The organism is Mycobacterium sp. GA-0227b (assembly GCF_001499855.1).
GTDB lineage: Bacteria > Actinomycetota > Actinomycetes > Mycobacteriales > Mycobacteriaceae > Mycobacterium.
In genome coordinates this window covers 384,371-398,821 of sequence record NZ_LQIK01000029.1, presented here as the reverse complement: position 1 = coordinate 398,821, position 14,451 = coordinate 384,371, and the positions used below count along the sequence as shown (strand labels likewise).

The following is a 14,451-nucleotide window of genomic DNA, read 5'->3' as shown; positions in this document are numbered from 1 at the left end:
CTCGCCGACCACCCCCGCCGGCACCGGTCGCAACCAGCCATCGAGCACAAACAACGCCGCGCCGGGCACCGGCGAACCGATCGGCACAACCCCCGACCCAGGAACCAAGGGCGCGCTGATCGCCGCATACACCGTGGTCTCGGTCGGGCCGTAGCCGTTGACCATCACCCGCCCCGGCGCCCAGCGCTCCACCACCTCAGCCGGACACGGCTCAGCGGCCACCACCAACGCCGCCGACTCCAACGCCTGCGGGGAGAGCCTCCCCACCGCAGACGGGGTCTGGCTCAACACGCTCACTTTCTCTGAGGCCAGCACGCCCTGGAAGTCCTCCGGCGAGCGGGCCACCTCATCGGGCACCACCACCAGCCGCCCCCCATGCAACAGCGCAGCCCAGATCTCCCACACCGAGTAGTCAAAGGCCAACGAATGACACTGCGTCCACACCTGCCGTGGCGCCAGCGCCACACCGACATCTAGGCCATCGAACAGCCGGGTGACATTGCGGTGAGTGACCGCAACGCCTTTCGGCACTCCGGTGGTGCCCGAGGTGTAGATGAGGTAGGCGATGTCGTCGGGGGTCGGCGTCCGCAACGCCGTGCGCGGATACGTCTGAACCCGGGGGTCGGCGACATCGATCACCGGAAGATCAAACTCCTCTAGCCGGTCGGCCAGCTCGGTGGTGGTGACAGCGGCGATGGGTGCGGCATCAGCAACCATGAAGCCGATCCGGCTCGCGGGCAGCGCCGGGTCGATCGGCAGATAAGCCGCCCCGGTCTTGAGCACCGCCAAGATCGACACGATCGCCTCAGCCGACCGCGAAAACATCAGTGCCACAAATCGTCCCGGGCTCGCACCCCGAGCGGTGAGCAGATGCGCCAGTCGCTTGGCCGCCTCGTCAAGCTCGCGATACGTCATCGATCGGCCGTTGTAGGTCAGCGCCGGTGCCTGCGGGGTGCGCGCCACCTGCGCGGCGAACAACTCCGGAACCGACGAACCGGTCACCGGCAGCGTCAACACCGCCCGATTACCCCACCCATCCAGCCGGGCGTGCTCGGGCTCGTCGAGCAGATCGACCGACGACACCCGCGCGGGCGGCGCAGCGGTAATCGCCACCAACACCCGCCACAACCGCTCGAGGAGCGCCTCGATGCTGGCCGCATCGAACACATCGGTGCGGAACTCCACCGTGCCGCCGATCCCGGCCGGCGCACCGGATTCGCTCCACCGCTCCCCCAGGGAAAACGTCAAATCCATACGCGCCGTCTGGGTATCGATGGGCAGCGGTGTCACCTGCAGACCACCCAAAGCCAGCCCAGTGGCATCACCGTCTTGACCCGTGAAGTTCTGCCAACCCAACAGCACCTGCACCACCGGGTGATGGGACAGGCTACGGGTCGGGTTGAGCCGCTCGACCAACACCTCGAAGGGCACATCCTGATGCTCGAAGGCCTCCAAACTGCGCGCCCGAACCCCCTCCAACAACTCAGCCACCGTGGGATCACCAGCGAGATCAACCCGCAGCACCAAGGTGTTGACGAAAAACCCGACCAAATCATCGAGCGCAGGATCGCGCCGCCCGGCGATCGGAAAGCCCACCGCCACATCAGAAGTGGCGCTCACCTTCGCCAGCAGCACCGCCAGCGCCGCTTGTACCACCATGAAACTGGTCGCGTTGTGCTCACGGGCCGCTCGGGCGACCTGTTGCTGTAGCTCGGCCGGCCAGTCGACGGCCACCGTGGCGCCGTGCTGATCAGCCACCGCCGGATAAGGCCGATCGGTGGGCAGCTCGAGGCGTTCGGGCAACCCGGCGAGGGCTTCCTCCCAGTACGCCAGCTGCGCTGCGATGGGACTGTCGCTGTCGTCGAGCTCCCCTAGCTGCGCGCGCTGCCACAGCGTGTAATCGGCGTACTGCACCGTCAGCGGCGCCCAATCCGGGGCGTGTCCCGCACACCGGCTGGCATAGGACACGCCCAGATCGCGCACCAACGGGGTCAACGACCAGCCATCGGCGGCGATATGGTGCACCACCGCCACCAGCACGTGCTCATCCTCGGCGAGGCGGAAAAGCTGTGCCCGCAACGGAATCTGGTGGCCTAGGTCAAACGTGTAGCGCACCGCCTCCTCGATCGCCTCCGCCAGCCGGTGCGGTGGCCAGCCGGTGGCATCGATGACGTCCCAACCGAAGTCGGCCCGCTCGGCGGGCAACACGACCTGCTGCGGGACCCCGTCGACCGCGACAAACAGTGTGCGCAGGCTTTCATGGCGGGCCACCACATCCGCCAGCGCCGCACTCAACGCCTCCGCATCAAGCTGCCCCCGCAGCCGCAACGCCGCCGGCATGTTGTAAACCGGTGACGGGCCCTGCAATTGCTCCAGGAACCACAACCGGCTCTGGGCGAACGACAACGGAACCACCGCCGGCCGCTGCTCAGCGGCGACCAACGGCTCCAGCTGACCGGTACCCTCACCGATCCGCGGCGCCACCCGAGCAACCGTCGGCGCCTCAAACAGCGTCCGCACTGAAAGATCAGCATCGAGTGCGGAATTGATCGCCGCGATCAGGCGCATCGCCGAGATGCTGTCACCACCAAGGTCAAAGAAGGAGTCGTCGACGCCGACCCGCTCGAGCCCCAGCACTTGGGCGTAGATGCCGACCAGAATCTCCTCGGTCGGGTTGGCCGGGGCCCGGTACTGGCCGGCGGTGTACTCCGGCGCCGGCAGAGCGCGGGTGTCGAGTTTGCCGTTGGGGGTCAACGGAAGGCTCTCCAGCGCTACGACTGCGGCCGGAACCATGTAGGCGGGCAGCCGCTCGGCCAGCACGCTGCGGGCTTCGGTCGGGTCGGCGGTGCCGGTGATATAGCCAACCAGGCGTTTGTCGCCCGGGCGGTCCTCGCGGGCGATCACAGCCGCCTGCTGCACCCCCTCCAGCGCGGCGAGCGCCGTCTGGATTTCGCCGAGTTCGATGCGATAGCCGCGGATCTTCACCTGCTCATCGGCGCGGCCCAGATAGTCGAGCTGCCCGTCGGCGCGCCAGCGCACCACATCCCCGGTGCGATACATCCGTTGTGCCGGCGCGCCGAATGGGCAGGCGACAAACCGCGACGCGGTCAACCCGGCCCGTCGCCAATACCCGACCCCCACTCCGGCGCCGGCCAGATACAACTCGCCTACGACACCGGCCGGCACCGGCCGCAGCCAGGCGTCCAACACGAAAAACGCCGCCCACGTCACCGGCGAGCCGATCGGCGGCGCCCCCGCGCCCGCCGTCAACGGCGCACTCTTCGATGCCCACATCGTGGTCTCTGTGGGGCCGTAGACGTTGAGCATCACGCGCCCCGGCGCCCACCGGTCGACCAGCTGGGCCGGGCACGGCTCTGCGCCGATCACCAACGCCGTCGACTCCAACCGCTCAGGTGATAGCGCTCCCACGGCAGACGGCGTCTGCGTCAGCACGCTCACCTTCTGCCCAACCAGCAAGGCGTGGAAGGCTTCCGGCGAGCGAGCCACCGACTCGGGCACCACTACCAGGCGTCCACCATGCAACAGCGCAGCCCAGATCTCCCACACCGAGAAGTCGAAGGCGTACGAGTGACACTGGGTCCACACCTGCCCGGGGGCCAGTTCCAGGCCGGTATCCAGTGAGTCGAAAAGCTGGGTCACGTTCTGGTGGGTGACCGCTACACCCTTGGGAACGCCGGTGGTGCCGGAGGTGTAGACGATATGGGCCAGGTCATCTGGTGCCGGCCCCGGCAACCCCGTAGCCGGGTAGGCGCCAATCCGGGTGTCGTTGACGTCGATAACGACGACGCCGAACTCGGCTAGCCGCTCGGCCAGCTCGGTGGTGGTGACAGCGGCGATGGGTGCGGCATCAGTAACCATGAAGCCGATCCGGCTTGCGGGCAGCGCCGGGTCGATCGGCAGATAGGCCGCTCCGGTCTTGAGCACTGCCAAGATCGCCACGATCGCCTCGGCCGAACGCGAAAACATCAGCGCCACACACTGTCCCGGGCGTGCACCCTGGCCGGCGAGCAGATGCGCCAACCTGTTCGCCGCCTCGTCAAGGTCGCGGTAACTCCACGAACGCTCGCCGCAGCTCAGCGCCACCGCCTGCGGAGTGCGAGCCACCTGCGCGGCGAACAACTCCGGAACCGACGAGCCCGTCAACGGCAGCGTCAACACCGCCCGATTGCCCCACCCATCCAGCTGGGCAAGCTCAGTGGCATGCAGTAGATCCACCGACGACAACTGTCGCGTCGGGTCGGCGGTGACAGCCACCAAGACTCGCCTCCAGCGCTCGAGGAGCGTCTCGATGCTGGCCGCGTCGAACACGTCGGTGCGGAACTCCACCGTGCCGCCGATTCCGGCGGGCGCACCGGATTCGCTCCACTGTTCGGCCAGGGAGATCGACAAATCCATGCGCGCCGTCTGGGTGTCGATCGGCATCGGGGTGACGTGGAGATCACCCAGGGCCAACGCTGCGGTGTTTCGCTCCTGCCAGGGAAAGTTCTCCCAACCCAACAACACCTGCACCAATGGGTGATGGGTCAAGCTTCGGGCCGGGTTGAGCCGCTCCACCAGCACCTCAAACGGCACATCCTGATGCTCGTAGGCGGCAAGGCTGCGCCGCCGCACCTGGCCGAGCAAGTCGGCAAAACTGGGATCCCCGGCCAGATCAACCCGCAGCACCAAAACGTTGACGAAGAACCCGACCAGTTCATCGAGCGCGGGGTCGCGGCGCCCGGCGATCGGGAACCCCACTGCCACTTCGCTACTGGCGCCGATCTTGGACAGCAACGCGGCAAGAGCGGCTTGGACCACCATGAAGCTGGTCGCGTTGTGCTCGCGGGCCACCCGACGAACCTGTTGCTGCAACTCGGCCGGCCAGTTCACCGCCACCCGGGCGCCACGGTAGTCAGCGACCGGTGGATAGGGCCGATCGGTGGGCAGTTCGAGGCGTTCGGGCAACCCGGCGAGGGCATCTTCCCAATGAGCCAGCTGGGCGGCGATGGGGCTTTCGCTGTCGTCGAGCTCACCTAGCTGCGCGCGCTGCCACAGCGTGTAATCGGCATACTGCACCCGCAAGTCGCTCCAACTCGGGACTTGCCCCGCGCACCGGCTGGCGTAGGCCATGCCCAGATCACGGGCCAACGGGGTGATCGACCAACCGTCGGCGGCGATATGGTGCACCGCTGCCACCAGCACGTGTTCGACATCGCCGATGCGGAACAGCCGTGCTTGTAGCGGGATCTGGTGTGCCAGGTCGAACGTATAGCGCGCCGCGGTCCGGATGGCATCCTCGAGCCGGTGTGCCGGCCACTCGCCGGCGTCGATGATGTCCCAACCGAAGTCGGCCTGCTCAATGGGAATAACCACTTGCTGGGGTATGCCGTCGCGAGCGACAACCAATGTGCGCAGGCTTTCATGGCGGCCGACCACGTCGGCCAGCGCCGCACCCAGCGCGTCGGCGTCAAGCCGCCCCCGCAGTTGCAACGCCAGCGCGATGTTGTAGATCGGCGAGGGCCCCTGCAATTGCTCCAGGAACCACAGCCGGCTCTGGGCGAACGACAACGGAAGCACCGGTGGCCGCTGTCCTGCCACCAACGGCTCCAGCCGATCCGCATCGCCACCGATGCGTGGCGCCAACTGGGCAACCGTGGGCGCCTCGAAAACGGTGCGCACTGAAATATCTGCGTCCAGCGAGTTGTTGATCGCCGCGATCAGGCGCATCGCCGACAGCGAATCCCCACCCAGGTCGAAAAACGACTCATCCACACCGACCCGGTCCAGCCCGAGTATTCGGGCGTAAACGCCTGCCAGGATCTCCTCGACCGCGCCGACCGGAGCGCGATAACGATCGGCATCCTGGTACTCGGGGGCCGGCAGCGCCCTACGGTCGAGCTTGCCCGATGAGGTCAACGGAAATTCCTCGAGCACCACAATGTGCGTCGGCACCATGTACTCGGGCAACCAGGCGCTCAATCGCTGACGGACCGCGTTGATTTTCGTATTGGTATGCGGGTCATTGGCATAGGTGCCGCGTCGGTGGTCCCCGGCGGTTGGTAGGTAGAGGTCGGCGAGTGCTGTGTCGTGCTGCCGGTGGGAGTCGGTAGCGGTGATGAAGACGGCATCAACCGTGCCGGGTCGGGCGCCCCAGGTGACGGCAACGTGGTATCCGTTGGCTTCACCGAGGCGATGCAACTCTTCGGGGACAGCGGAATCGGCGGGGGCGGTGGCTTGGGCGAGTGCGTCTGGCACAGACAGCCCGGCGGCCAGACCGCGCTCGATGTCCACGTCGCTGATCAGTCCGGTGCGGGGGATCTCGGTGACGCGGACAACGGCGGGACGTTGGGATACGAACCGATCTTGTAGGTCACGCAGGCGTGAGAATTCGATCCACGCCCAGGTGGGTGCGGCGGCCAGTGAGCGCACCCGTGTCGGGCTTTTGTGGACGACGACTTCGTAGCGATAGCGGCTCAGCTCGTTATCGGCCCATCCGCGTTTGACTTGGATATCGAGTCCGGCCACCGCCGGATGCTCCGCGGCCCAGGTGGTGAAAAAGTCTGGGGCCAACAGCAATTCGGGTTCGCCGAGCATGGCGCGGTGTACCCGTTGGCGGATCTCGGCGGCGTCGGTCGCCGCACTGCGGACCAGTGCGATACCGGTCTGGAAAGCACTCTGCAGGCTGTGGTTACGGATGTCGCCGATGAACAGTGCTCCGCCGGGTGCCAGCAGATCCATGGCGTTGTCGATGACCTCCGCCAGATACCCCGCATTGGGGAAATACTGGACGACCGAGTTGAGAATGATGGTGTCGAAGTAGCCCTGCGGCAAGCCCTCGGTGACGTGGGCGGGCCGGACCATCAACTCGACCCGGTCGCGCCACGGGATCTGCAACTTCTCCAGCGTGCGGGCCAGTTCGTCGATGACCACCGCCGACATGTCAGTGCCGACGTACTGCTCACATTGCGGGGCGATCTGCGACAACAACAGCCCCGAACCCACGCCGATCTCCAGCACTCGCCGTGGCTGCAGGGCGACGATCCGGTCCACGGTGGCCGAACGCCACTCCTGCATCTCCTCAAGAGGAATCGGATCATCGGTGTAGCTGCTGTTCCAGCCCCGAAAATCCATGCCGAACTCCGAGCGCTGTGTCTCAGCGCCGTAGAGGTCGTCATACAGGTGTTGCCACTCTTCGACGATTTCGGCGTCGTGATCGCCGGTAGTGCTGTGCTCGAGGGTGACGTAGGCGACGAGATGGGCGCCGGTATTGCTGTGTTGCACCGTGGCGGCGGCCTGGGTGACCTGCGGGCAGGCCAGCAGCGTGTTCTCGATTTCGCCTAGCTCGATGCGCTGTCCACGCAGCTTGATCTGGGTGTCGGCGCGGCCCAGATAGTCCAGGGTGCCGTCCGGGGTCCAGCGCACCAGGTCGCCGGTGCGGTACATGCGAGTTCCGGCGTCACCGTAGGGGTTGGCGACGAACCGTTCCGCGGTCAACTCAACTCGGCCCACATAGCCGTGCGCCAGGGCCGGCCCGGACAGATACAGCTCACCGACAACCCCAGTCGGGGCAGGGTTCAGCCAGGCGTCGAGCACCAGCGCGCACACCCCAGGGATCGGGGCGCCGATGTGAATCGGCTGCCCCTCGGACAGGCTCGCGCAGGTGACCCAGATCGTGGTCTCGGTCGGACCGTAGCCGTTGAACATCCGCCGGCCCGGCGCCCAGGCCGTCACCAACTCCTCCAGGCAGGCCTCTCCGACGGCGACCAGTGTGTCCAGCCCGTCCAGCCGCGCGCGATCCAGCGACGACAGCACCGTCGGGGTCAATATGGCCGCGCCGACCTGCTTGTCCTGCAGCAACGCGGTCAGCGCCTCCCCGGCGTACACCCCCGGCGGCGCCACCACCAGCGCGGCCCGCGATTCCACCGCCAGCAACAACTCGCCGATCGACGCGTCAAAGGTCGGCGAAGCAACCATCAGCACCCGGGCATCTGCGCTCAGGCCGAACAGCTCGCGCTGGGCCGCAGCCCAACCCAGCAGACCGGCGTGGCCGACGGCCACCCCCTTGGGGGCCCCGGTGGACCCCGACGTGAAGATCACGTATGCGGTGTTGTTGACCTCCAGCGCCGCCAACCGGTCGGCGTCGGTAATCGGATCCGCGGAGCGCGCCGACACATCCAACCCGTCGATGCGCATCACCGGGCGCTCCCCGCCTGCGGCGAGATCGTCGGCACCGCAAGTCAATACGCACACCGCATCGGCCGCGTCCAGCACCGTGGCAATCCGCTCGACCGGATGCGATGGATCCACCGGGGCATACACCCCACCGGCCTTGACCACGGCCCACCAGGCCACGACCAATTCCACGCATCGATCCATTGCCACGCCCACCGCACGCTCCGGACCGGCGCCCGCCTCGATCAGCACCCTCGCCAGCCGAGTCGACCACCGATCGAGCTCGCGATACGACAGCGTGCGCGTACCGTCCACAATCGCCACCGCGTCGGGGTCGGCCGCCACCGCCGCGGCTAACAGCTGAGGCGCCACCCCGACCGGCGCCGCCACCCCAGCGCCAGACCACCGCGACAGCACGAGCTCGCGCTCACCACGGTCCAGGAGATCCACCGACGACAGACGCCGTGTGGGATCGGCGGTCATCGCCAGCAAAACGCGGCGCAACCGCTCGATGACTGCCTTGATGGTGGCGGTGTCGAAGACGTCGGCGTCGTACTCGACGTGCAGGTCGAGCTCGCGGCCTGGCAGAGCTTCTACGGTCAGCGGGTAGTGGTTGTATTCGCGGTTGGTGAACTCGGTGATGGCCAACTCGTCGACGCCCAACGGCACGTTGGTTTCGATGGGGTAGTTCTCGTATACGAAGAGCGTGTCGAAGAGTCTTTCGTGGCCGGTGACGCGATGAATCTCGCTCAGCGCCAGGTGCTGGTGCTCGAGCGTGTCGTTATGGTCGTTTTGCAGCTGGTCCAGCAGATCTGCGGTGGTCGTTACCGCTGTGATGTTGGCCCGCACCGGCACCGTGTTGATCAACAGGCCGACCATCGATTCCGCGTCGCCGACCTCCACCTGGCCCACCCGTGACCGCGGGGTGCCGAAGGTGACATCGTGCTGACCCGTCAGCGAGGTCAGCACCAGCGCCCAAGCACCCTGCAACACGGTGCTGACGGTGGTATGACATGAGCGCGCAAACCCGTTGATGGCGCGCGTGGCCTGCTCCGGGACCCGGAACGACTCAACACCTCGCCGTCCTGCCCCTAACCGATCCTGCGGACCGACCAGTGTGGGAGTGTCGAAGTCGGCGAGTACCTCGCGCCAAGCCGCGCGAGCGGCGTCGAGGTCTCGATCGGCCAGCCAGGTGAGAAACGTCCGATACGACCGGGCTCCGGGCAGTCGCTGCCCGTAATAGCTGGCGAATATTTCGCGGAGCAGGATCGGCATCGACCAGCCGTCCAGCACGATGTGGTGATTCGTCAGTACGAACCGGTGCCGGTCTTGTGCCGTGCGGATCAATGCGGCTCTGAAGGGTGCCTGGTTGGCGAGGTCACATACCGCGGCGCGTTCGGCCACGCACAGCCGTTGGATCAGCTCATCTGCGTCGACGTCGATGCCGGCGGTCTCGACGCTGAGATCTACATACCGCCACTCCACCGCTGGGTCAGCCGGGATGATCTGCACCGGTTCCTCGAACCGCTCGCAGAATCGGGCCGCCAGGTGCGGGTGCCGATCGACCACCGTATGCACCGCGTCCCGCAGACGGTCGGGGTCGAGCCGGCCGGCCACCGTGAACTCCAGCTGGACCGCATACAGTTCACTCGATTCGCCGGGGCCCTGCGCACTGCTCGCGTGAAAGAGAAGCCCCTGCTGCAGGGGGGTCAGCGGCAGCACGTCGGCGATCCGGTATTGCCGTTGCAGTTCGTCGAGCTGGTCCTGGCTGAGGCGAGCAGGCGCAATATCCGACGGCGTCAACCCGCCTCCACCGGATCGCACATGCGCGCAAATGCCGGCCAGGGCGTCAAACCACAGCTGGCTGAGCCGGGTGATCTGCGGGCGATCAAGCGTCGAGGGCGCCCAGGCCCAGTCGGCGTGAAGGCGAGGGCCAGTGTCGGTGTCGACGGTGCCGGCGTTGAGCTCCACAGTGTGCGCAAGCGGCATGGGCACCGCCGCGGCGGCGCCGGTCAACGACAAGCCTTCCTTGCCGATCCGCCAACCATCACCCGAGACGTCGGCCGTCGCGCCCAGGCGCCCGAGATAGTTGAACCCGATCGCCGGGTCGGACCCATCGAGGTCGACTTCGGTGTTCAGATAGCGCAGCAGACCGTAGCTCAAGGGGTGCGGTAGGGCCCGCAGCTGTTCTTTGGCGTCCTTGATGACGGCCGCCAGTGCCGGTGCACCGGACATCACTTGCGCCCACCGCAGCCCGCCCACCCTCAACGACACCGGGTATTTGGTGGTGAACCACCCCACGGTGCGCGACAGATCCATAGCCGAGGAAAGCTCCTCGTGGCGGCCATGGCCCTCGACGTCGATACTGAGCGGCGCGGTGCCGTTACCCAAGAACTCCGCCGCCGCCAACGCGAACGCAATCAACAAGATGTCGTGCACTCCGGCGTGAAACGCCGCAGGCACCTCACCCAAGAGCATGCCGGTGGTCTCCACATCCAACGACACCGACAACCGACCGGCGTTGGCATACGTGTCCACCGCAGGACGTACCGCGGGCAGCGCGGTGTGTGCCGCCGCCACCTGCTTCCAGGCGTCGGCCTGTTCCACCACGTGAGGGCTATGCGCGTGCTCCGCCAACAGCTCCGCCCACCGGGCGAAGGACGTCCCGCCGGCCGGTACTGCCACCGGTTGACCGGTGCGATGCTGCGCCCAGGCGATGTTCAAGTCCTCCAACAAAATCCACCACGACACCGCATCGACGGCCAAATGATGAACGATGAGCACCAACTGGCCGGTCGAGGCGATCCAGAGCGCGCGCAGCATCACTCCGGCGGCCGGGTTCAGCCGTGACCTCGCCTCCACCACCGCCGCATCGGATAACAGCTCCACCGCTTGCAGACACTCACGGGCATCCACCGAACCGGGCTCTGGCACCGTCAACGACCAGCCACCCGCGCCGTCGTCATCGGCTCGCAGCCGCAACATGCCATGACGGTCCAGCAAGGCTTGCAACAGGATTACCGCGTCGAGCTCAGTAGCCTCGGCTGGAGCCTGCACCACCACCGTCTGGTTGAACTGCTCCACGGGGCCGTCCACGTCGCGCAGCCACCGCATGATCGGCGTGGCCACTACCGGCCCGACGCCCTCGTCCACCAAGCCGCCATCACCGTCTGTCACCGCGGCGACTCGGGCCAGCCGGGCCACGGTCTGCTCGACGAAAACATCATGCGGCCGACACATCAGGCCCGCGGCACGCGCCCGCGCAGCCACCTGCATCGCCGAAATGCTGTCGCCGCCCAGCTCGAAGAACGACTCGTCGACGCCGACGCGTCCCAGTCCGAGCACCTGTGCGTAGATGCCGGCCAGGATCTCTTCGACCGCATTGTCCGGAGCGCGGTAGTCACCGATGGTGTATTCGGGCGGCGGTAGGGCGCGGGTGTCGAGTTTGCCGTTGACCGTCAACGGCAGCGCTTCCAACACCACCACGGCCGAGGGCACCATATAGGCGGGGAGGCGCTGCGTCAGTTGGGCGCGTATCTCGCTCGGGTCGGCGTCGCCGGTGACATAGCCGACCAGGCGCTTGTCGCCCGGTCGGTCTTCGCGGGCGATCACCGCCGCCTGATCCACCTCGTGGAGCGCGCTCAATGCGGCCTGAACTTCGCCGATTTCGATGCGGTAGCCGCGGATCTTGACCTGCTCGTCGACGCGCCCTAGATAGTCCAGTTGCCCATCGGCGCGCCAGCACACCAGATCCCCCGTGCGGTACATCCGTATTCCCGGCACTCCCGCGCCACCGAACGGGCAAGCGACAAATCGCGTCGCGGTCAGTCCCGCCCGGCGCACATACCCGACGCCAACTCCGGCACCGGCCACATACAACTCCCCGACCACACCGACCGGCACCGGGCGCAACCACCCATCGAGCACAAACAACGCCGCCCCTGACACCGGCAACCCGATCGGCACAAAGCCCGGCCCGGGTGTCAACGGCGCGCTGATCGCCACACACATCGTGGTCTCAGTCGGACCGTACGCGTTGACCATCACCCGTCCGGGCGCCCACCGGTCCACCACCTCGGGCGGACACGCCTCACCGGCCACTACCAACGCCGATTCCAGCCCCTGCGGCGACAACATCCTCACCGCCGACGGTGTCTGGGTAAGCACGCTGACCTCTTCCGAGACCAACATTTCGTGCAGGTCTTCCGGCGAGCGCGCCACCCCTTCGGGCACCACCACCAGTCGCCCGCCGCGCAACAGCGCACCGAAGATCTCCCACACCGAGACATCGAAAGCCAGTGAATGACAATGCGACCACACCCCCGGCGCCGGCAGGCCGGCACCCAACGACGCCAACAGCTGGGTCACGTTTCGGTGGGCGACCGCCACTCCCTTGGGCAACCCGGTGGTGCCCGAGGTGTAGATGAGGTAAGCGACGTCATCAGGGCTCGGCGCCGGTAACGCTGTGCGGGGTTGGGTACCGACCACGGGGTCATCGATATCGATCACCAGCAGCTTGTGCTCATCTAGCCTGGGACGCAGCTCAGCGGTGGTGATCACCGCCACCGGTGCGGCATCGGCCAGCAAGAACTCGATCCGCGTCGTCGGCACCGCCGGGTCGACGGGCAGATAGGCCGCCCCCGTTTTGAGCACCGCCAACATGGCGACGACCGCTTCGGCCGAGCGCGAAAACAGAAGCGCCACATACTGTCCGGGGCCCACCCCGTGACCTGCCAACAACGAGGCCAACCGGTCGGCGGTGTCATCGAGTTCCCGGTACGTCATCGACCGGCCTTCACATACCAGCGCCACCGCTTCCGGGGCGCGGGCCACTTGTGCGGCGAACAACGCCGGAACCGACAGGGACACAACGGGAGCGGTGGCTAGCGCCGCCCGATTAGCGAGGCCGTCCAATCGGGCACAGTCGAGTTCATCGAGCAGCCCCACCGACGACAATGACCGCTCGGGATCGGCGGCCATCGCGGCCAATAACCGCTCTAACTGCTGTGCCAAGCTGCGGAGATCACAATCAGCAAACGAATGCGCCGTGCCCGGCGTGCTGAGAAAGAGCCGATCATCGTCCCTGAAAAAGACGAGCCCGAACTGATCTCCCAGCGCAGCATGTGTCAAGGTTCCCGACGCCGCAGCATCACCAAAATGTCCAATATGCGTGGTGGGAATGAAATTGACAACGACACGATTTGACACCTGCCCCCAACCGCGGAGGCCCGCCTTGTTCTCAAGAACTTGCACCGGGAACCGCTGATGTTGCAGCGCTTCTCTCATTCGCGTGTCGACGTGCCTACAAAAATCAGCGACGGCAAACTCCGGCGAAGGTCTCAACACGAGCGGCACAAAGCCGGTAACCATTCCGGGCACAGCCTGCACTCGTGGACTCACACGCCTGCTCACCGGAAAATCGAGCACCACCTCGGGACCGTCGGCATGGTATTCACGCACCAGCAGCGCGCACGCCGCAGTGATCACGGAGGCTCGACGCACACGCAACGCACGCGCCATTTTGTGAGCCTCGGCGACGACCGAAGGATCCAATTGAATCGGTTCAGGAAATCCGTCGGGGTCAGTGCCGCCGCCCCCGGTGCGCGTCAACTGATAAGGCGGTGCAGTTTCCAGCGGGAGATTTCTAGTCCAATAGGCTTGATCGTCGAGATAATCGGTGGATGCTTCGTATTCCAACTCGGAATCAACCAGATCAGGCAGCGATCCGAAGAAAGCGGGTGGTATCGAAGTACCCGAAGAAACTGCATTATAGATTTCCTCGACCCGGTGACAAACCAGAGCGACACCGATTCCGTCTGCCACTATATGGTGGCAGCAGACAAACCAATAGAATTCGTCCTCCCGTGTCTGTATCAACGCAAATTTGAACAGCGGTCCAGTAAGCGGCATGACGTTGCTTTGGATCGAGGAGGCTATCCGATAGGCGCCCTGTTCAGGATCCTGCGAGCCCGAAAGGTCATAGCGGGCAAGCTCGACATCGGGACAATCCACGGTCTTTTGGAAGACCTGGCCATCCGCCTCGAAGAAGACAGCTCTGAGTGGTTCCGCCTCAGAAACGACTTGACGGATCGCCGACCCAAGCAAATCCGGGTCTAGCGAACCTTCGATTCGCACAAGAAAACCAATGTGCCACTTCGCGCCGAGGCCGCTCGCCTCCGTGGCGAGCCATATATCCAGCTGTCCGCGCGTCAGCGGATGTACGCGATCAGCCATCCCCATCCAAGTGCCTCCCCACTAAGCAGAAACAGGTCTATGCGT

1 protein-coding gene is annotated in these 14,451 nt (G+C 66.0%); it reads right to left on the bottom strand.

Annotated elements, in window-relative coordinates:
- A partial coding sequence (locus AU185_RS17645; protein ID WP_156425562.1) for a non-ribosomal peptide synthetase occupies positions 1-14,412 on the bottom strand: 14,412 nt, incomplete at its 3' end.
- Positions 14,413-14,451 lie beyond the last annotated feature (39 nt).